Below are 19,981 nucleotides of genomic sequence, written 5' to 3'. Positions count from 1 at the left end.
CCTTTTCGGCCGGAAAGCCGATGAAAATCGTTCGTGTGCAAATGGTATCAGCGTATGTGGCTTTGTCAAAGCCAACATTGCTATGGAGTTCTGAGACCGTCTGCACAACACTTGGAACTGGCGGTTCGAATTGCCGGGGTTACGCCGCACGGTCTTCCCCCGACTTTCCCGACCGCGGGCACAGGAGGCTTGGAATAAATGACACAGGAAGCGCTCATCGTCATCGATGTCCAGAACGATTTCTGTCCCGGCGGAGCGCTTGCGGTGGCCGACGGAGATGCGATTGTGCCGCTGATCAACGACCTCATTTCGAGGTTCGAGCATGTGGTGCTCACACAGGACTGGCATCCGGAGCGCCATTCCAGCTTCGCCTCGGTTCACCCCGGCAAGGCAGCCTTCGAGACCAAAACTCTGCATTATGGCGAGCAGACCCTTTGGCCGGATCATTGCGTTCAAGGGACCGGCGGCGCCGCCTTCCATCCAGCGCTGAAGTGGAGCAAGGCGGAACTGATCCTGCGCAAAGGCTTTCGCGCTTCCGTTGACAGCTATTCGGCCTTCTTCGAAAACGACCGCACGACCCCGACTGGGCTGGCCGGATATCTGCGCGAGCGCGGCCTCACCTCGCTCACCCTGGCCGGCCTTGCGACGGACTTCTGCGTGGCGTTTTCCGCGCTCGACGGCATTCGGCTGGGCTTCGACGTGAAGGTCCAACTCGAAGCCTGTCGTGCGATCGATATCGGTGGATCGCTCGATGCGATGATCGCAAAAATGCGAGACGCCGGGGTCGCGCTGGCGTAATCAAGCTCGACCGCTAGGTTTCCGGGTTGTGACGCATCGCTCTCCCGGCAAGTTCGAAAGAGGGCTCATGAGATCAGCATTGCGCGGCGCTTTTGCGGCGCTCGTGTTCCTCGCCGGCTGTGGCACGGCGGCGGCCGCCGAAGCGCATGGCCTGCCCGGCCAGTCGATGTCGCTGCTGTGGGGGCTGCCCTTCCTCGGCCTGCTGCTTTGCATCGCGACCGGACCGCTGCTCTACCCGCATCTGTGGGAGCATCACTACGGCAAGTTTGCTGCCGTCTGGGCGGCGCTCGCTGTGCTGCCAATGATCTTCATGTACGGCTGGCCGGTTTCGCTCGAAGCGGTGCTGCACACGCTGCTCCTGGAATACCTGTCCTTCATCATCCTTCTGTTCGCGCTGTTCACGATCGCCGGCGGCATTCTGGTTGGGGGCAATATTCACGGCACGCCGGCGACCAATGCGGCACTGCTGGTCATCGGCGCACTGCTGGCCTCGGTGGTAGGTACCACCGGGGCGTCCATGATCATGATCCGTCCCATGATCCGAGCCAACGACAACCGCCCCTTCAATGCGCATGTCGTGGTGTTCTTCATCTTCCTCGTCTCGAACATCGGCGGCGCGCTGACGCCGCTCGGCGACCCGCCTCTGTTCGTTGGCTTCCTGCGCGGCGTCGACTTCTTCTGGACGACGACGCATCTCTGGCTGGAAACGCTGATCGTCGGTGGGATCGTGCTTGCCGTGTTCGTCGCGCTGGACACGTTCCTGCACCTGCGGGAAGCCGGAATGCCCAAGATCAAGGACCCGACTCCTGATAGCCGCATCCGTATCCGAGGCCTTGTCAACCTGCCGCTGCTGGCCGGCGTCATCGGCGCCATCCTGCTTTCGGCATCATGGAAGCCGGGCGTGGCCTTCACGGTCGCGGGCGTGCCGCTCGAATGGCAGAATATCGTGCGCGACGTGGTCATCGTCGCTCTTGCGCTGATCTCGCTGGCTGTCACCCGTTCGGAATACCGGAAGGCGAACGGTTTCTCCTGGGCGCCGATCGCCGAGGTCGCCAAGCTGTTCGCCAGCATCTTCATCTGCATCGTGCCGGTGATCGCGATCCTGCGCGCCGGTCATCAGGGCGCGCTCGCGCCTCTGGTCGAACTGGTTTCCGGTCCGGACGGCCAGCCGAACGAACTCGCCTACTTCTGGCTGACCGGAGGGCTGTCGTCCTTCCTCGACAACGCGCCGACCTACCTCGTCTTCTTCGAACTGGCCGGCGGCGACCCTGAGACCCTCATGACAACGCTGGCCGGGACGCTGGCTGCGATCTCGACTGGCGCGGTCTTCATGGGCGCCAACACCTATATTGGCAACGCGCCGAACTTCATGGTCTACGCCATCGCCCGCTACCAGGGCGTGAAGATGCCGAGCTTCTTCGGCTACATGCTGTGGTCCGGCGCGGTGCTGATCCCAACCTTCCTGCTCGCCGGGTGGCTGTTCTTCGGCGATTGAGCATGATCCCGAAAAGTTGCAAACTTTTCGGACAAGATCATGCGGCAAAACAAAAGCTTAGAGCGAGCGTCAGGTCACCCCGACATAGTGCATCACCATGCCGGGATTGGCGCGCACCTCCTCGACCGCCACCGTCTGCCGCGCCCGGCCGGTGTCGACGAAGGTGACGCGGGTGGCGACCGGCAGCACCGCGTCGACGCGCTGCTCGACCAGGATGGTCGAGACTCCCCGCTGCCCGAGGGTCGCGACCGTCTCGCGGATTCGCGCGATCATGGAGGGCATCAGGCCTTCGGTCGGCTCGTCCAGCAGGAGCACGTCCGGCTCCAGGCATAGAGCCCGCGCCATCGCCAGCATCTGCTGCTCGCCGCCTGAAAGCGTGCCGGAACGCTGCCTCAAACGCTCACGCAGGAGTGGGAAGAGTTCAAGCACGCTTTCGCGCGTTTGGTCGCCCTTGCCGCGCGTCATGAGCCCGATCTCGAGGTTCTCGGCGACCGTCATCTCGGCGAACAGCCGCCGCCCTTGCGGTACATAGGCGATCCCCGCCTTCGGCACTTCGTGCGGTGGCAGGCGCGTCAGTTCTCGGCCTTTGAGGACGATGCTACCTGCCCGGGCGGGGACAAGCCCCATGATCGCCTTCAGCGCCGTCGTCTTACCCGCGCCGTTGCGGCCGAGCAGGCAGTGGACCTCGCCGCGCTCCAGCGTGAGCGAGAACCCGCGCAGCACCTGGACCGCGCCGTAATAGCAGTCGAGGCCGGAGATGGTGAGGACGGCGGTCATGCGGCTGTCGCCCCCAGATACGCCGCCTGCACCGCGGCGTTGGCCCTGATTTCCTCCGGGCTGCCCTCAGCCAGCACCTTTCCGGCATCCAGCACCGTGATGCGATGGGCGAGCGCCATGACCACCGGCATGTTGTGTTCGATCAGAAGCACCGTGGCATCCTGCGCGATCTCGCGCACGAGATCGGTGAAGCTTTCGATCTCGCCGTCGGAAAGGCCCTGGGTCGGCTCGTCGAGGATGAGCAGCCGCGGCCGCAGCGCCAGACCCATTGCCACCTCCAGCAGTCGCTGGTGGCCGTAGGCAAGCGCACCGGCCCTTTCCTGCGCCCGGCCGGCGAGCCCGGTCCGCGACAGGGCGGACATGACGCCGTCGCGGAGCGAGCCCGTCCAGCGCCGATCGGCGGCCGTGCGTTGAACCGCCAGCGCGACATTGTCGTAGACGCTGAGATTGGCGAAGACGCTGGTGATCTGGAACGTGTAGGCGATGCCGAGCCGGACCCGGCGATGCGCCGGCAGGCCGGTGATGTCGCGCCCATCGAACCGTATTTCGCCGGAGGATGGCGGCAGGCGACCGCAGATCAGGCTGACGAAGGTGGTCTTGCCGGCGCCGTTTGGCCCGATCACCGCGCGGATCTCGCCCGGCATGACGGCGAAGTCGACAGCGTCGACTGCGGTCAGCCCGCCGAAGACTTTTTTTAGGCCCGTGGTGGTGAGCAAGGGCGTCACGGCAGCCATTTCACCCACCGCTCCCGCACCGTTCCGAGAATCCCCTTCGGGAAGAAGAGGACCAGCAGCACCAGCGAGACGCCGACAATGCCCAGACTGCTCAATTTCCATCCCGGCAGGTACTGCTCCAGCAGAGGACCCGAGGCATCGACGAGATAGTACATCAACAGCACGCCGATCAGCGGACCGAGCGTGGTGGCCGCACCTCCAAGCAGTACCCAGAGCAGCGGCAGGATCGAATACTGGATCGAGGCAAAGGTCGCGCCCGCATAGCCGAAAAGGATCGCATAGGTCGCCCCTGCCGCGGCGCAGATCGCGCCCGAGAGCGTGACGGCGGCGAGCTTGTTGGCAAAGACGTCGAAGCCGAGCAGGCGCGTCCGCTCCTCGTTCTCGCGTATCGCTACCAGCACGCGGCCGAAGCCGGAGCGCACGATGGCAAGCGTCGCCAGCAGCACTGCCGAGAACAGGACGAGTGCGGTCATATATCGCGTCGTTGGGCTCGTCAGGTCGAGGTCCAGTCCGGGGAGCGCGATGTGCCGCTGCGGCTGCGGGATGACCAGTCCCTCGTCGCCTCGCGTCCACTCGCCGAAATAGAGCGTCAGCAGATAGGCGACCTGGGCGAACATCATCGTGACGATCATGAAGGCCACGCCGGTGGTCCTGAGCGCCAGTAAGCTCACCGCCAGTGCTAAAAGCGCGCCGGCTGCGATACCCGTTCCGAAGCTGGAGAGCGCGCTCCACTCCAGATGTACCATGGGCAGTGCCGCGCCATAGAGTCCGGCGGCGAAGAACATCGCGTGTCCGAGGCTGAGCAGCCCGGTATAGCCGAACAGCAGATTGTAGCCCATCGCGAACACCGCGAGCACCATCACGCGCGCAAGCACGCCGTGGTGGTAGTCGGGCAGCAGGAAGTTGAGTGCGAACAGGACGGCTATGACGGCGCCGTGTAGGATGAGAGGCCTTGCTGGCGTATTCACCGGTTTCAACGCGCCGTCTCGCCGAACAGGCCCTGAGGGCGGAACACGAGCACGAGCGCCACCAGCAGCGTAGCGATGATCTTGGCCAGCGTCGGCGAGAAGAAGACGGAGATGATGCCGTCGGCCATGCCGATCGCCACCGCCGCGACGACCGTGCCGCGCAGCGAGCCGAGGCCGCCGATGATGACGACGATGAACGACAGCAGCAGCGGGTCATGCCCCATCAGATAATGCGCCTGGCTGATCGGCACGATGAGCACGGCGGCCACCGCCGCCAGCATCGCGCCGAGGGCGAACACCCCGGCATAGACCTGGCCGACCGGTATGCCGAAGGCCTGCGCCGTCTCCCGGTCGTATTGGGTGGCGCGCATGACGAGGCCGATCCGCGTCTTTGCGAGCACGTACCATGTCGCAAGAAGCAGGAGCGCCGAGGCCACGACCACGGACAGCTTGTAGCCGGAATAGCCGAACCAGGGCAGCAGGATGCGATAATTGAAGGGCGGCGGCACCGGCCTCGCTTCCGGTCCGTAGAGGCTGAGCGCCGCCTGCTGCAGAATGTAGAGCATGCCGATGGTGGCGACGATCGTGGCCTCCGGGCTGTAGGACAGCCGCGCCAGCACCAGTCGTTCCGCCGCGAAAGCAATGACGCCGACGATCAGTGGGCTGATCACGAGGGCAGCAAGAAAACCTACGGCAGGGTGCCCGCCGACGAGGGATGCTACCCACCAGGCGATCACCGCGCCCAGCATGTAGAACTCGCCGTGAGCGACGTTGACCACGCGCATGACCCCGAAGACCAGCGACAGGCCGAGAGCCGTCAGCGCCAGGACGGCCGAAGTGACGAGCCCTTCGAGCGCGGCGAGGAGTAGGTGCGGACCGAATGCCATCTAGTCGTCTTCGCCAGAGAACGGAGGCCACAGCCGAGAGGTGTGAACTACGGCCAGGATGCGCACTAGGTCGTCATCGATCTCATAAACGATGCGATAGCTTCTATGCGGGATCAACTCGCGGGTGCCGGCTATGGCCCCTGGTTTTCCGAGATTGGGGAAGTCGGCCAATCGCCTCGCCGCATCGCGCAACAAGTCGTCCATCCGCAACGCAGCGGCGGGACTATCGAAGGCAATATACTCAACGATCTCGTCGAGATGTCGGTTCGCGGCGGTCGACCACCTTACCTTCACGAACCGGCCTCGTTATCGAGGCCGGTCATTAGCTTACGCCGCCTTTCCGCGGCCCTAGCGTCGACTTCTTCCTGGGACAGGCTTTCTCCGGCGGCGAACTGGCGCCTCGAGTGCTCCACCTTCCGGCGCAAAAACTCTAGATACTCCTCGTCTCGCTCCACGAAATCGCGCATGAACTCGCGCAAAATCTGCGACGCCGGGCGGTCTTCCCGTTTCGCCGCCGCCATGAAGGCGTCGCGCAATTCGGGTTCGAGCTTCATGGTGAAGACGGCTTCCTTGGCCATGATGATCTCTCCTGAGTACTGACGCCGTATATACCGCGTCAGTACCTCTCCCGCCAGTTGCCTGCGCGGCGACCTCAAAGCGGCATGGTGGTGTAGTCGCCTTCCGGCTCGTAGAGCCCGTCCTCGATCCTGGTCTTGTGCACGACGTTGAGCCGCCCGCCCTCGACCTTGGAAATGTTCTGGATGCCGAAACACTGGTGGATCTTGCCGTTGAAGGTTTTTGGGCCTTGCGGGTGCTCCGGCCCTTCGGCGAACTCCGTCAGGGCTTCGGTGGCCTCGACAAGCTTGGCGCGGTCCTCTGGCCCGCGGTAGCCAGAATCCTCCATCGCCTTCTTGATGACGTAGAGCGTCTCCCAGCAGCCGAACATGTGCGCCGCCGTCGACACGTCCTTCGGATCGCCGGCGGCAGCTCCGTTCTCGTCGATGCCGACGGCCGCGCGATAGGCTTTCTGGGCATCCGAGTCGTTGGGCTGGGCGTAGCGTGGCGAGCCTTCCCAGAAATGGCTGCCATCCAGGAACTCGAGGCCAGGGCTGTTGATGTCGACTGCCTCCAGGCTGTCGATGAAACCGAAGAGTTGCGGCCGGTTGGAGCCGTAGAACTCGCCAAGCTCCTTGACGAAGGTGAGCACCGCCGGGCCGACCATGACGTGGTAGAGCACCTCGGTCTCTGGCGGGATCTGCGGGAAGTAGCGGGTGAACGAGCTCTCCGTCGGCGGAATCGCGATCTGCGCGATCACCTCTGCGCCCTGCGCCTTGAGCGCCGGCGGCAGGTAGTCGCGGTGGTCGTAGCCGAAGGCGAAATCCGGGAAGATCTGCGTGACCTTCTTGCCGACATTGCCGGCGATCCACGGCGCGACCGACTGGATTTGGCTCCTCACGTCGGTGATGCCGGGCTGGAACACATAGCGGTTGAGTTTTGTCGAGGCGACGTGATGGCCTTCGCTCACGACGAAGTAGGGCAGCTTGGCTTCGCCGGCTGCCGGTGCCGAGCCGATCACCACATGCGAGAACAGCGTGCCGTAGGCGACGTCCACCTTGTGCTGGGTGGCGAACTTGCCGACGACCTCCGCTCCGCGACCAGGATCGGTGCCGTCGTCCTCGATTATGACCTCGACCGGCCGGCCGTTGATGCCGCCCGCCTCGTTAATCAGCTTTACGGCTGCGGCTGTGGTCCGCTCGTACCAGCGGCCATAGGCGGCGCCAATGCCGGTGCGGTGCGACTGGAAGCCGATCTTGATCGGCGTCGAGCTCTGCGCCTGGGCATAGCGGACGAAGCCGGGAGCGGCGGCGAGTCCCGCCGTTGTCGCCAGGCCCTTAAGCGTGCTGCGGCGGCTGATTTTGGTGGCATCCGAGCCGCCAGCCTTGGTAGTGGTCATGTCGGTTCCCCTCCTGGTTGGCCTCCGGACCAAGGCAAATTCCCCTGTCCAGGCCTGATCTTGTGCGGACTAAATCACCAAAGGTTGGGGGTCGCAAGAGCGCTACTTTCCCCTAGGACAGCGCTATCCCGCCGTCGGCGTCGACAACAGCCAGAGGCCGAAGACCGTGTAGCCGATCATCAGCAGGGTGAGGGGAAGCTCTGCCCAGACCGTCCGGGGAGGAGCATCAGGCTCGGCTGCCAGGGCATGCGCGATCACGAGCGCCAGCACGTGGCCGGCGATGATGGCGAAGGCCTGCAGATTCCAGATCACCCAGGCCGATTCCGACCCCATGGTGATGCCCGCGCTCACCAGCATGTGCGCCGTGCCGAACAGGTCCCAGCCGAGCCCGAAGGGATCGGACAACGCGACCACGAAGTACTGGGCGTTGACGAGGAAGGCCGTGAGATAGTGGGAGAAGTGGTAGGCGAGCGCGATCGGCACGATCGACCATACCAGCCGCCCGGCCGCGACGCGCCGGTCGAACTGCTTGCCAACACGGGCGCCCAGGGAGACGGCGGCAAGGAAGAGGGCGATGAGCCCGGCGCAGAAGAGCAATAGACCGACGGTGTTCGCGCCCTGAACGGCCGAACGGCCTGGATACTCCAGCGGGTTGACACCGATCAGCCCCAGCCAAGCAAAAGTCTTCGAGAAGCCGTCGAAGGAAACCGAACCGAGCGCCGCAAGCAGGAAGACCGCACCAGAGAGGGGAAGCGGTTCCTCGCGCCACAGCTTTGCCGCCGGCGCGCACAGTGCGAGCCGGAGCCTGCCGCTTGCGTCACGTGCCGTCTCGATGATGCCGAGGCGCGAAATCATGCGGAAGAAGACGGAGAGGAACTCGGCCTGCCGGCTCCATGGCTCGTATCCGAATGCAAGCATGCAGCCGAAGGTGAGCAGCCAGTATGAGGCGACGGCAATGGCAAGCCGGTACGGGTCGTCCGGCGCGATGTCGATCAACTCGAACCAGGCAAAGCCGGCGAACAGCACGACTGCCGGCCAGTAGCCGAGCGCTTTCGGATAGGCGAGGTGTGGCTTGGAGAAGAGGCGGCGGGCCATCCGCACCGGCGCGTACCATGGGTCGATCCAGCTCCAAAAATTGCCGAAGACGCCGACGATCAGGGTGAGGCCGACCCAGAGCATGGTCCAGATCGCGAGCGGCAGCGGGTTAGAGAGCGGATCGCGGCTGCCGAAGATGCCGGCCGCGATCAGGACGCACAGGAAGGCGAAGCTTGCCAGGTTGGTCCAGAAGGGTAGGGACGAGGGCAGCATGACCAGCGGGAGCCGCCGGGCCGCGAGCGGGCCCAATGCTCGTCGTGGGAGGACTGCCAATGCCAGGAAGCTGATTGCGACGGCTGCGGCCCCGCCCACGAGATAGTGACCTGTCGGCAGCAGGAGGATGTGCCCGCGGTCCGAGGCATGGGCGAGGGCCTGGGTGGGGAAGAGGAGGGCGGCGAAGAGGGTGGACGGTGCGTCGGCAAGTACATGACGCGAAGTGGAGCATGCTCGTTGCAGCACCCCCAGCCGCCCGCGCCTCACACCTTTACCGCCTGCTCGACCCGCCCCTTCTCGCCGAACACGCGCAGGTAGCGCGCGATCTCCTCGGGGTCGCCCGTCGCCTTGCGGGGATTGTCCGCAAGCTTCACGGCCGGGCGGCCGTTGGCAGAGGACACCTTGCACACCAGCGAGATCGGATTGAGGCTGTCCGTCTCGGTCGGCGCGCAGCCCTCGAAATCGTTGGTGAGATTGGTCCCCCAGCCGAAGGACATCCGCACCTTACCTTCGAAGTGACGGTAGGTCGTCTCGATGGCCTCCGCGTCGAGCCCGTCGGAGAAGATCAGCAGCTTGTCGCGCGGATCGATCCCCTTCGAGCGCCACCATGTCAGGATCTGCTCGCCGCCCTCGATTTCCGGCGCGCTGTCGGGGCGAAAACCCGTCCATTCCGCTACCCAGTCCGGAGCGTCGCGCAGAAAGGCGGCCGTGCCGAACGTATCGGGCAGTACGATCAGAAGGTTGCCGCCATAGTAGCGCTGCCAGTCGAGAAGCACCCGGTAAGGCGAGCGGCGCAGTTCCTCGTCGCTGTCGGTGAGCGCTGCGAATACCATGGGGAGCTCGTGCGCATTGGTGCCGAGCGCTTCAAGGTCCGAGTCCATGGCAAGCAGCACGTTGGAGGTGCCGGTGAAGGCCGGGCCGATGCCCTCCTTCAGCGCTTCCACGCACCAGCGCTGCCAGAGAAAGCTGTGGCGGCGCCGCGTGCCGAAGTCGGAAATCTTCAGGTCTGGCAGCTTGCGCAGTCGCTCGGTCTTGGCCCACAGCTTGGCCTTGGCGCGGGCATAGAGCACGTCCAGCGCGAAGGGTCCGAAACCGCGCATTGCGGCGCGCGAACGCAGTTCGTTGATGATCGCCAGAGCCGGGATTTCCCACATGGTGGTGTACATCCACGGTCCCGAGAATTCGAGGATGTATTGGCCGTCGCGCTTTTCGAGGTTGTATTCAGGAAGTCGGAAGTTCTCCAGCCACGCCAGGAACTCCGGCTCAAAAATCTGCTTGCGGCCATAGAAAGTGTTGCCGGCCAGCCAGATCATCTCCTTCTTGGTGAAACGGAGCGTCCGCGCATGGTCGAGTTGCTCCCGCAGGGCCCCTTCGTCGATCTCCTCGGCAAGGCGGACCTTCGTGGTGCGGTTGATCAGCGAAAAGGTCGCATCGACGTTCGGGTACATGCCCCAGATCATCTGCAGCATCAGAAGCTTGTAGAAATCCGTGTCCAGCAGGCTGCGGATGATCGGATCGAGCTTCCAGGTGTGGTCGTAGACGCGTCGCGCTATGTCGGTCGTGGCCATCGGCCCCTCGAATGCAAACTCCCGCCATGTGTCGGGCTCCGGTACCCGCGTATAGCATCGAATCCGAATGTTGCGTTATTTTCGGCCCCTGGACCGACAAAAAGTACGGCCTGCGGCGCGGGCCACGGCAGTTTTGCAGTACCTCCTCTTCGGCAGTTCTTGCGGACAGACGCTTCGGTTCTCCGACGAGGGGACCTTGCTACATCAAGAACAACAACTGGGCGGGGCTGAAAGTCTCGGGTCAGGGTGACAAGGCCGCTGCTTGGCGTCCACGCTTCTTCCGGATTCCGATCTGTCCGCCCAGTCCCGCCTCGTTCCGGGTAGCTGCATCGCGTTCGGCGAAGAGCCAGTCGATGAAGGCCTGCGCCACAGGCGCCGAACGCACCCCGTTGCGGCATGCCACGTAGAAGGAGTCGACCGCGGGAACGCGGATGTTGAAGGGCGTCACCAACTGGCCGCGCGCAAGCAGGTCGCTCGCCGTCACGCTGTCTCCGAGCGCCACGCCGAGCCCGTGCAGCGCCGCCTCGGTTGAAAGACGCGCATCGCTGAGGTGAAGTTGCTGGTCGCGTGGTAGGTCGAGCGCGTCGGCTGCCGCCAGCCAGGTCTGCCATTCACGACCGTCATCGCCGTGAAGGACGAGGTGGTCGGCAAGGTCCCGTATGTTCCGGATCGGCCGGTTGTTCATCAAAGTCGGGCTCACCACCGGAAAGAGTTCCAGGTCCGACCATTTGCGGAACCAGCAATCACCCCACTGGCGGGCGCCATAATGGACGCAGATGTCGATCTCCTGGGACAGCAGGTCCTCCGGCGCATTGGATGGTACCATCCTCAGCCGGATGTTCGGATAGCGCGCCGCAAACGAGCCGAGCCGCGGCAGGACCCAGAGCGACAGCAGCGCCGGCACGCAACTCACCACCAGCGATCCGGAGCCGGTCGGCCGGGTCATCCGCGCGGTGGCCGCCGCGATGCTCTCGAAGGCGCCGGCAACCGCCGGCAGCAGGTCGGCGCCCTGTGGCGTGAGCTTCAACCGCTGGCCGGTTCGTTCGAACAGTTTCGCCTTGAGCGAGGTTTCCAGCGCCTTGATCTGGTGGCTTACCGCGCCGTGCGTCACGTTGAGCTCGGCCGCCGCGCGCGTCAGCGAGCCGTAGCGGGCGGTCGCTTCGAAGGCGCGCAGTGGATTGAGAGGAGGCAGCCGGCGGGTCATGGGATTTTGGAGTTCAGCCTGTGAGATTTTCTCACAGAACAGGCTATAGCAATGTCAATTGATCCCTCAACCGTTTTGGCCCAATTTCCGCCAAGTAGCTGGGGCTGCGATAATCCCTGAGGTTTATCGGATCAGCCCGCATTTTTGGCGCATAGCTGCGGGAAGAATTCAGGAGGAAAAGCGATGGCGATCGATCCGAGCAAGCTCGAGGAACTCCGCAGCAAATATGGCGAGAGTCACGGCGGCGAAATGTTCGATCCGCGCTTCCGCAAGGTCGCCGATCGCATCTTCACCAAGGGCGGCACCCGGCTCGCGCCCTATTCCGGTGTGCCGACATTCCTTTCCGCCCCTTACAGGCCGGTTGATGCCGAAGCGCAGGACCTCAGCGATCTGCAGGTCGCGATCGTCGGCGTGCCCATGGATCTCGGCGTCACCAACCGCAACGGCTCCCGCTTCGGGCCGCGGGCTCTGAGGACGATCGAGCGCATCGGCCCCTACAACCATGTGCTGGACTGCGCCCCCGTGCACGACCTGCGCGTTGCCGATATCGGCGACGTGCCGTTCCGCAGCCGCTACCGGCTCGAGATGAGCCATGAGGACATCGAGAAGCGCATCAGCCAGATCGTGGCTGCCGGCGTCGCGCCGCTCTCGGTGGGCGGCGATCACTCGATCACCCATCCGATCCTGAAGGCGGTCGGGCGCGACCGTCCCGTCGGCATGATCCACATCGACGCCCATTGCGACACCGGCGGCGCCTTCGACGGCACCAAGTTTCACCATGGCGGCCCGTTCCGCAACGCCGTGCTTGACGGCGCACTCGATCCGGCCCGCACGATCCAGATCGGCATCCGTGGCTCCTCGGAATACCTGTGGGAATTCTCCTATGAATCCGGCATGACGGTCATCCATGCCGAGGAGATTTCCGGCATGGGAATCCCGGCAATCATCGAGAAGGCCAAGCGGATCGTCGGTGACGGGCCGACCTATCTCTCCTTTGATATCGATAGCCTCGACCCGGCCTTCGCCCCCGGGACAGGCACCCCCGAAGTGGGCGGGCTGACCACGCGCGAGGTGCTGGAATTGCTGCGCGGGCTTAAGGGCGTCAACCTGGTCGGCGGCGACGTCGTCGAGGTCGCGCCCCAGTATGATGCCACGACCAACACGGCGCACGCCGGCGCGCAGGTTCTGTTCGAGATCCTGTCGCTGATGGTGTTCAGCCCGTCGATCGGCGGCAAGGGGGACTGAGAAGAACGCGGTACGAGGGGTTCGAAAACCGCTTGAGAACATAGGCCGGAGCGGCCTTAGAAGAGGAGAAGGACATGAACACCAAGATCAGCCGCCGCACGGTGCTGGCTGGTGCCGTCGTCGGCGCCGGCGCACTCGCCATGCCATCGGTGCTGAGAGCGCAGGACAAGTCGCTGAAGGTCGGCGTCTATGGCGGCTACTTCAAGAAGTCCTTCGACGAGCACATCTTCCCGGACTTCACCAAGGCGACAGGCATCGCCGTGGAGTCCGTTGCAGAGCCGACCGGCGAGGCATGGCTGGTGCAACTCGAGCAGGCCGCCCGGGCAGGACAGGCCCCCGCCGACGTGTCGATGATGGCGCAGGTGCCGATGCTCAAGGGCCAGTCCACCGAGCTCTGGGCGCCGATCGATGAGACGCGCATCAAACATTTTGGCGACCTGCTGCCGCAGTTCGTGTCCAAGTATCAGGATGGGCGCATCGCCGGCATCGGCGCGGTGGCCTGGTACATCACACTCGTCACCAACACCGACGTCTATCCGCAGGCGCCGGAATCGTGGGAGGCGCTGTGGGATGCGGCCAACAAGGACAAGCTCGGCCTGCTCGCGCTCGTCTCCAACTCCTTTCTGCTGGAAGTGACGGCGAAGACCTTCTTCGGCGGCACGAATGCGCTGGATACCGAGGAAGGCCAGCTCAAGGCTTTCGAGAAGCTCGCCGAGGTCAAGCCGAACGTCCGGCTCTGGTATCGCGACGAGGCTCAATTCGAGCAGGCTCTGAAGTCGGGCGAGATCCCGATGGGCCAGTACTACCACGACGTCACCGGGCTGGCCGCGTCCGAAGGTCACCCCGTGCGTTCGACCTTCCCGAAGGAGGGCGGCATCCAGGATTCGGGCTGCTGGGCGGTGTCCAGGGCTTCGAAGAAGATGGACGAGGCGCTGGTCTTCATCGACTACATGAGCCAGCCCTCGATCCAGGGCCTGATGTCGCGCAAGGTGGGAACCGCGCCGACGCTGAAGCGCGAGGTGCTCGATCTGACGCCAGAGGAGTTCGCCGCGGTTTCGACCGAGATCGAGCCGATCATTCCTCGCTACGACCTGCACGCGACCAAGGCCGACTGGCTGAACCAGAAGTGGACGGAGATGATCGTAGGCTGAGGCTCAGGCGAGGGAGCCTTGTCCGCCCACCGGTTTGGCGTTATTTTGGAAGCTGGAGTGGGAGCCAGGCTTTCGCCCGGCCCCCTTTCCTAGATCCTGAATTGGACCCGGAACACGACTTGCCAGCCAGTCCGGGTCCTTTTCAGTTCCAGGGTGACGCTATATGGCCAGAACCACATGGCGTCCCTCCAGTTCGAGGGCGAGGCCGTCGCCGCGGTCGGGGTGGCCCATCCTCCCCGATGCGCCGGCTGGCTCGGCGCCGCTGCTTCCGCTCCCGAATTCCTCTCACCCGCCAATCAATCGTAGTTTTCAGTTGCTGACCAGCGGCATGAAGTTCATGCATCAGCATCCAGCCGCAGTGTCCAGCCTCGAACACCGGGACCTCTACATGTCCGGATTATCAATCCAAGGCGTCACCAAGCAGTTCGCCGATTTCAAAGCCGTCGACGAGGTAAGCCTGTCGGTTCCGCACGGCACCTTCGTCTGCCTGCTCGGCCCATCGGGCTGCGGCAAGACCACACTGCTCAGGATGATCGCGGGCCTGGAGGAGCCGACCGCCGGGGCAGTAATGCTCGACGGTGACGACATAACCTCGGTCCCGACCCACAAGCGCAACTTCGGCATGGTCTTCCAGTCGCTCGCGCTGTTCCCACACCTGTCCGTCGGCGACAACGTCTCCTATGCGCTGCGTATCCGCGGGGCCTCCAGGCAGGAGCAGAAGAGCCGGGCGGAAGAGTTGCTGAAGCTGGTACATCTGCCCGGCTTCGCCGACCGAGCCGTATCGAAACTCTCTGGCGGCCAACGCCAACGGGTCGCCATCGCACGCGCCCTGGCTCTGTCGCCAAAACTCTTCCTGCTCGACGAGCCCATGTCGGCGCTTGATGCAAAATTGCGCGAGTCGATGCAGGTTGAGTTGAGACAGCTGCAGCAGCGGCTCGGTATCACCACGATCGTGGTGACGCACGATCAGCGGGAGGCCATGACCATGGCGGACCTCGTCGTGGTCATGGATCGCGGTCGCATTCGTCAGGCGGCTGCACCGGTCGACATCTATCGCAAGCCGGCGGACGCCTTCGTTGCAGACTTCATCGGCTCGACCAACCTGCTTCCGGTCGAAAGGGATTCGGCCGGCCGGGCGGCGGTGCTCGGCACCGCGATCCCCGGCCTCACTCTGCCAGAGGGGGCGTCGAAAGCCTTTGTCTCGATCCGGCCCGAGGACGTGCAGCTTGGTCCGCCGCAGCCGGGCACGATCCCGGGGACGGTCACCTTCGTGCGCGATCTCGGCGGCACCATCGAGACCTTCGTGGAGGCCTCTGGGACGAAGATCGTCGCCGTCACCACCCCGCGCGACCGCGGCGAGTTCGCCGAGGGCAATGCGGTGGGCATCACGCTGCCGCCGGAAGCCTGCGTGGTGGTGAAGGCATGAGCGTAACAGGTTTCATAGGGGTGCTATTCGGGCGAACTCCGGCCACGGAGCCTGCCCGATGAAACGCGAACACACCCGCTCGCTCACCGATTATGCGCCGCTGGTCTATCCCGGCTTGATGCTGATCATCTTCTTCGTCGTGCCCTTCTCGACGATGATCGCGGTCAGCTTCTTCCAGCGCGATCCGGCCGGCTTCTACAAGACCGCCTTCGTTTTCGATAACTATGCCCGCTTCCTGTCGCTGTTCTTCGGGCAGGTGCTGGGCTTCTCACTGCTCCTGTCGGTGCTCGTGGCCCTCTGCTGCGTCACCATCGCCTTTCCGTTCACCTATCTGCTCGTCCGCCAGTCGAGAGCGATCCAGACCGTCTGGCTGGTGGCGCTCCTGTCGGTCCTGTCGCTGTCGGAAGTCATCATCGGCTTCTCCTGGTCGACGCTCCTGTCCCGAACCGCCGGCATCTCCAACCTCCTTGTCTGGCTGGGGCTCATAGATCAGCCCGTTGCCCTTCTGCCGAGCTTCGGTGCGGTGCTGACGGGAATGGTCTATCAGGCGCTGCCCTATTCCATCCTCGTGCTCTACCCCGCCCTGGTGCGGCTCGATCCGACCCTGGTCGAAGCGGCGCGCACGCTCGGCGCCTCGCCCGGACGCGCCTTCTTCAACGTGGTGGTTCCGGCGCTACGGAACACGCTGGTGGCGACCATCATCATGGTCTTCGTCTTCGCGCTGGGCTCCTACCTGTTGCCGCAGATCCTCGGCCGACCGCAGCATTGGACGCTGTCGGTGCTGATCACCGATCAGGCGATCTATCAGTCCAACATGCCCTTCGCCGCTGCGATGGCGGTGTTCCTGGTGCTGATCTCGCTGGCGCTGGTCGGCCTTACGCTTCTGGTCGGACGGAGGGAGAGCGCGGCATGAGCGGCAAGATCCTAAGTAGGCTCTACCTTGCGGCCGTAGGCCTGTTCCTGGCCATGCCGCTGATCGTCGTGCTGGGCGTGTCGGTCAACGAGAAGCAGGACCTCGCCTTTCCTCCGGTCGGCTTCTCGCTCTCCTGGTACGCCCAGATCTTCTTCGACCCGGAGTGGCGTCGCGCGCTGATCGCCTCGGTCCTGCTGGCGCTGAGTTCGGCAGCCATCGCCGTCTCGATCGCGCTGCCGCTCGCCTGGTTCCTGTGGCGGCGCATCGCGCCCTGGGCGAACATTTTCCAGCTTCTCGGCATCGCCCCCTTCATCCTGCCGCCGGTGATCACGGCGCTGGGGATGCTCACCTTCTGGGCCTCCAGCGGCCTCTACGGCCAGCCCTGGACCGCCGCCATCAGCCACGGCATCTTCTTCGTCACCCTGCCACTGGTCACACTGTCGCTGGGTTTCGCCTCGATCGATCGCTCCCTGACCGAGGCGGCCTCGACCATGGGTGCCGACGACCGCACGATCATGCGCACCGTCGTTCTGCCGCTCATCGTTCCCTACCTGGTCTCGGGCTACGCCTTCGCCTTCGTGCTGTCGCTCAACGAGTACATCGTGGCCTATATGACGGTCGGCTTCACGCTGGAGACCTTGCCCATAAAAATCTTCAACGCGCTCCGCTACGGCTATACGCCGACCATGGCGGCGGTGTCGGTGTTCTTCGTCTTTGTGGCGGCGATCGTCTTCGGCCTGATCGCGATCTTCGGGGACCTGCGCAAGCTGCTTGGCGCCATGAGCTCGAATTGAGGTGCAGGGCCATCGCTTCCATGGACGATAGGCCAGCCCGGCGGCGGGCTGGCTAAGTGCCGGGATTCAGGCTAAGCGCGGTCCAGAGTCCCAAGGCCTTCCTGGCATAACGAACACTTCGGCTCCCGACCGGCTCCACAGCTTCCCTGAATGACTTCGATCTCCCGTGCCATCCGCCTTCTCCCGGTCATGACATGCGCGGCCCTCGCGGCATGTGCCGGCCCTTCGACGAGTTCTCTTCCGCAAAGAACTTCTACCCAGCAGCCTGCTCCGATCACGCAGGAAAAGCCTGAGCCAGTGCCGGCAGGCATTAAGCCGCTGACCCTGGAGCAGGAGGAGATGATATCGCAATGAGCCTTTTCTTAGGGATAGACACCGGCGGCACCTATACCGACGCGGTTCTCTGGTCGGAGGCGACCGGCGTCGTCGCCAAGGCCAAGTCGCTGACGACCCGGCACGATCTTGCCGTCGGCATCTCGGGGGCGGCCGACGCCGTGCTGAAGGATTCCGGCGCGGCTCCCGGTTCCGTAAAGCTCGTTTCGATGTCGACGACCCTCGCCACCAATGCGCTGGTCGAAGGGCAGGGCGGGCGCGTCGCCCTCATCATGATCGGTTTCACTCCCGCCGATCTTGAGCGTGACGGACTGGACAAGGCGCTTGGCGGCGATCCGGTGGTGTTCTGCGAAGGCGGCCATGACGTCCATGGCAATGCCCGGCCGCTGGACCTCGCCGCGCTCGAAGAGGCATTGCCGACGCTCGGCGGTTCCGTCTCCGGTTTTGCCGTCTGCGCCTATTTCTCCACCCGCAATCCTTCGCACGAAATCCAGGCTCGCGATCTCATCCGGGAGCGCACAGGCCTGCCGGTCACCACCAGCCACGAGCTTTCCGCGCAACTCGGCGGACCTCGCAGGGCGCTGACCACCCTTCTCAATGCCAGGCTGATCTCGATGATCGACCGGCTGATATCCGCCACCGAAGGATTTCTCGAGGGCCGCGGGATCGCCGCGCCGCTCATGGTGGTCCGCGGCGACGGTGCGTTGGTGTCGTCCGACTTCGCTCGCCACCGGCCGATCGAGACCATCCTATCCGGCCCAGCGGCCAGCCTCGTCGGGGCTCGGCACTTGACCGGCTTCGACAACGCCGTCGTTTCGGATATCGGCGGGACCACGACCGACGTTGCGGTGCTCGACCACGGCCATCCGAGGCTCGATCCGCAGGGTGCGACGGTGGGCGGCTTCCGCACCATGGTGGAAGCGGTCGCGATGCGCACCTTCGGCCTCGGCGGCGATTCCGAGGTGCGGCTGGAAGACGGAGGGCTCGATCCGAAAATCCTGCTCGGGCCGCGGCGGCTGGTGCCGCTCTCGCTCGTCGGGGTGTCGCACGCCGAGACCGTCACGCAGCATCTGGAGCGGCAGCTCCGCGCACCCAACCCGGGCCGCCTCGACGGCCGCTTCGCCATTCGGACCGGGGTTCCGGAGCGCCTTTCCGCCGGCCTGACCCCGCCGGAGCAGAAGCTCTACGATCAGATATCAGCGACGCCGGTGCCGTTGGACACGCTCGTCACCTCCAACATGCAGATTGCGACTCTGAACCGGCTGGTCGCGCGCGGGCTCGTCCATGTGTGCGGCTTCACGCCGTCGGATGCCGCACATGTGCTCGGTCGGCAGGCGAACTGGAACGGTGCATGCGGGCGGATGGGCGCCGAACTGTTTGCTCGCAAACGCGATGGTCGCGGCCAGCCGATCGGCGAGACGGCGGAAGCGCTGTGCGAGCGCGTGCTCAGCGCCGTGACGCGCTTTTCCGCCGAGGTGATCCTGGAGACCTCATTCGCCGAGGACGGCCTCGACGGCGCAGAGACGGTGGCGCACGCGCTGGTGCAGCGGGCGGTCGATGGAACGGGGGGCATAGCCCGCCTGAGTGTCGCGCTGGACCGTCCGGTGATCGGCCTCGGCGCGTCCGCCTCGCTCCACTATGCCGGACTGCCGCCGCTGGTCGGCAATGAATGCGCCGTGCCTGGCGATGCCGATGTGGCGAACGCGCTCGGCGCTGTGGTGGGCCAGGTGCGCGTGTCGGCCGAGGCCTTGGTTTCCCAGCCGCGCGAGGGCCTGTTCCGGCTGTCGGCCGGCGACCTGGTGCGCGACTTCCTTGACGAGGACGAGGCGCTCGCCGCTGCCGAGAAGCGTGTCCGTGAACTGGCTGCCGAGGCGGCCAACGCGGCCGGGGCCGATGCCGCGGAGATCGACGTATCCCGCGACATCAGGAGTTCGACCATCGAAGGTCAGCGGATGTTCATCGAGGCGACAATCACCGCGGTTGCGGCAGGCCGGCCGCGCATCGCGAGTTAAGCTGCGGCGGCTGGGGCCCCTCATCCGCCTGCCGGCACCTTTTCCCCGCGAGCGGAGAGAGGGTGCGGTGAGGGACTATGCTTGTAGCTGGAATGAATCGCCCTACGCCCTGTAAAGCCGCACCGGCTTTGAGGTCCGCTTCAGCACCGACTTCGCTTCCAGGTCGAGTTGCACGCATTTGATCCACCAGCCGGCCTTGTCGCCGCCGGGGAAGAGTTCGTCCGGCAGCAGCGGCAGAGCGGCCGCCTTGATCTCGCTGACTGAAAGTCCGGGCGCGCGATCCGGCAGGATCGCGAGCATCGCGTCTTTCATCGCCTCGTATTTCGCCGCGTTGACCCGGTAGCGCGATCCCGGGCTGATCATGTTTTCGACTTCGATGGTTGGTTCCTTGGCCATCGCCTTCTCCTTCTTGTC

At 64.6% G+C, this 19,981-nt stretch carries 19 protein-coding genes; 8 read left to right on the top strand and 11 right to left on the bottom strand.

Annotation, left to right across the window (positions count from 1 at the left end; translation table 11 throughout):
- Positions 1 to 198 precede the first annotated feature (198 nt).
- A complete protein-coding gene (gene pncA / locus HUI96_RS21350; RefSeq protein ID WP_188256711.1) occupies positions 199 to 798 on the top strand; it encodes a bifunctional nicotinamidase/pyrazinamidase in 600 nt (199 codons plus the stop codon).
- A 67-nt stretch (positions 799 to 865) separates the two neighbouring features.
- Entirely contained in the window at positions 866 to 2,293 is a 1,428-nt protein-coding gene (locus tag HUI96_RS21345) for a sodium:proton antiporter (protein WP_188256710.1), read from the top strand.
- Between the two features lie 69 nt (positions 2,294 to 2,362).
- Here HUI96_RS21345 and HUI96_RS21340 read toward each other — a convergent pair whose 3' ends face one another.
- The 10 genes from HUI96_RS21340 to gcvA all read right to left on the bottom strand — a co-directional run bounded on the left by HUI96_RS21340 (position 2,363) and on the right by gcvA (position 11,693).
- Positions 2,363 to 3,070, bottom strand: a complete 708-nt coding sequence (locus HUI96_RS21340) for an ABC transporter ATP-binding protein (protein ID WP_188256709.1) — start codon at positions 3,068 to 3,070, stop codon at positions 2,363 to 2,365.
- Positions 3,067 to 3,795 carry an ATP-binding cassette domain-containing protein gene (locus tag HUI96_RS21335; protein WP_188256816.1) on the bottom strand — a complete coding sequence of 243 codons (729 nt, stop codon included), beginning with the start codon at positions 3,793 to 3,795 and terminating at the stop codon, positions 3,067 to 3,069. The genes HUI96_RS21340 and HUI96_RS21335 overlap by 4 nt, the downstream gene beginning before the upstream one ends.
- Entirely contained in the window at positions 3,792 to 4,781 is a 990-nt protein-coding gene (locus HUI96_RS21330) for a branched-chain amino acid ABC transporter permease (RefSeq protein WP_237684279.1), read from the bottom strand. Before HUI96_RS21330 ends, HUI96_RS21335 begins: the two co-directional genes overlap by 4 nt.
- Entirely contained in the window at positions 4,778 to 5,659 is an 882-nt protein-coding gene (locus HUI96_RS21325; RefSeq protein ID WP_188256708.1) for a branched-chain amino acid ABC transporter permease, read from the bottom strand. Before HUI96_RS21325 ends, HUI96_RS21330 begins: the two co-directional genes overlap by 4 nt.
- Positions 5,660 to 5,953, bottom strand: a complete 294-nt coding sequence (locus HUI96_RS21320) for a type II toxin-antitoxin system mRNA interferase toxin, RelE/StbE family (protein ID WP_188256707.1) — start codon at positions 5,951 to 5,953, stop codon at positions 5,660 to 5,662. It abuts the gene before it with no gap.
- On the bottom strand, positions 5,950 to 6,237 hold the full coding sequence (locus HUI96_RS29545) for a CopG family ribbon-helix-helix protein (RefSeq protein ID WP_188256706.1): 288 nt from the start codon (positions 6,235 to 6,237) through the stop codon (positions 5,950 to 5,952). Before HUI96_RS29545 ends, HUI96_RS21320 begins: the two co-directional genes overlap by 4 nt.
- 74 nt (positions 6,238 to 6,311) lie before the next feature.
- A complete protein-coding gene (locus tag HUI96_RS21310; RefSeq protein ID WP_188256705.1) occupies positions 6,312 to 7,613 on the bottom strand; it encodes an ABC transporter substrate-binding protein in 1,302 nt (433 codons plus the stop codon).
- 123 nt (positions 7,614 to 7,736) lie between these two features.
- Entirely contained in the window at positions 7,737 to 9,167 is a 1,431-nt protein-coding gene (locus HUI96_RS21305) for a hypothetical protein (RefSeq protein WP_337918531.1), read from the bottom strand.
- A gap of 17 nt (positions 9,168 to 9,184) precedes the next feature.
- Complete coding sequence (gene pncB, locus HUI96_RS21300; protein WP_188256704.1) at positions 9,185 to 10,489, bottom strand: nicotinate phosphoribosyltransferase; 1,305 nt, start codon at positions 10,487 to 10,489, stop codon at positions 9,185 to 9,187.
- 241 nt (positions 10,490 to 10,730) lie between these two features.
- Positions 10,731 to 11,693, bottom strand: a complete 963-nt coding sequence (gene gcvA, locus HUI96_RS21295; protein WP_188256703.1) for a transcriptional regulator GcvA — start codon at positions 11,691 to 11,693, stop codon at positions 10,731 to 10,733.
- A 183-nt stretch (positions 11,694 to 11,876) separates the two neighbouring features.
- Here gcvA and speB point away from each other — a divergent pair, with 183 nt between their 5' ends.
- The 6 genes from speB (at position 11,877) to HUI96_RS21265 (ending at position 19,567) form a co-directional block, all read left to right on the top strand.
- The gene (gene speB / locus HUI96_RS21290; protein WP_188256702.1) at positions 11,877 to 12,938 is read left to right on the top strand and encodes an agmatinase; all 1,062 of its coding nucleotides are present in this window, start codon (positions 11,877 to 11,879) and stop codon (positions 12,936 to 12,938) included.
- Positions 12,939 to 13,012: 74 nt separating this feature from the next.
- Complete coding sequence (locus tag HUI96_RS21285) at positions 13,013 to 14,089, top strand: ABC transporter substrate-binding protein (protein WP_188256701.1); 1,077 nt, start codon at positions 13,013 to 13,015, stop codon at positions 14,087 to 14,089.
- Positions 14,090 to 14,477: 388 nt separating this feature from the next.
- Positions 14,478 to 15,515, top strand: a complete 1,038-nt coding sequence (locus tag HUI96_RS21280; protein ID WP_188256813.1) for an ABC transporter ATP-binding protein — start codon at positions 14,478 to 14,480, stop codon at positions 15,513 to 15,515.
- A gap of 58 nt (positions 15,516 to 15,573) precedes the next feature.
- Positions 15,574 to 16,428 (top strand): ABC transporter permease, encoded by an 855-nt coding sequence (locus HUI96_RS21275; protein WP_188256700.1) that lies wholly within the window; start codon positions 15,574 to 15,576, stop codon positions 16,426 to 16,428.
- Positions 16,425 to 17,222 carry an ABC transporter permease gene (locus HUI96_RS21270; RefSeq protein ID WP_188256699.1) on the top strand — a complete coding sequence of 266 codons (798 nt, stop codon included), beginning with the start codon at positions 16,425 to 16,427 and terminating at the stop codon, positions 17,220 to 17,222. Before HUI96_RS21275 ends, HUI96_RS21270 begins: the two co-directional genes overlap by 4 nt.
- Before the next feature lie 350 nt (positions 17,223 to 17,572).
- Positions 17,573 to 19,567, top strand: a complete 1,995-nt coding sequence (locus HUI96_RS21265; RefSeq protein WP_188256698.1) for a hydantoinase/oxoprolinase N-terminal domain-containing protein — start codon at positions 17,573 to 17,575, stop codon at positions 19,565 to 19,567.
- 102 nt (positions 19,568 to 19,669) lie between these two features.
- Here HUI96_RS21265 and HUI96_RS21260 read toward each other — a convergent pair whose 3' ends face one another.
- Positions 19,670 to 19,963 (bottom strand): DUF6958 family protein, encoded by a 294-nt coding sequence (locus HUI96_RS21260; protein WP_188256697.1) that lies wholly within the window; start codon positions 19,961 to 19,963, stop codon positions 19,670 to 19,672.
- Positions 19,964 to 19,981: the final 18 nt, after the last annotated feature.

Source organism: Pseudaminobacter soli (ex Zhang et al. 2022) (assembly GCF_014595955.1).
GTDB classification, from domain to species: Bacteria; Pseudomonadota; Alphaproteobacteria; order Rhizobiales; family Rhizobiaceae; genus Kumtagia; species Kumtagia pseudosoli.
This window is presented reverse-complemented; position numbering and strand designations above follow the sequence as displayed.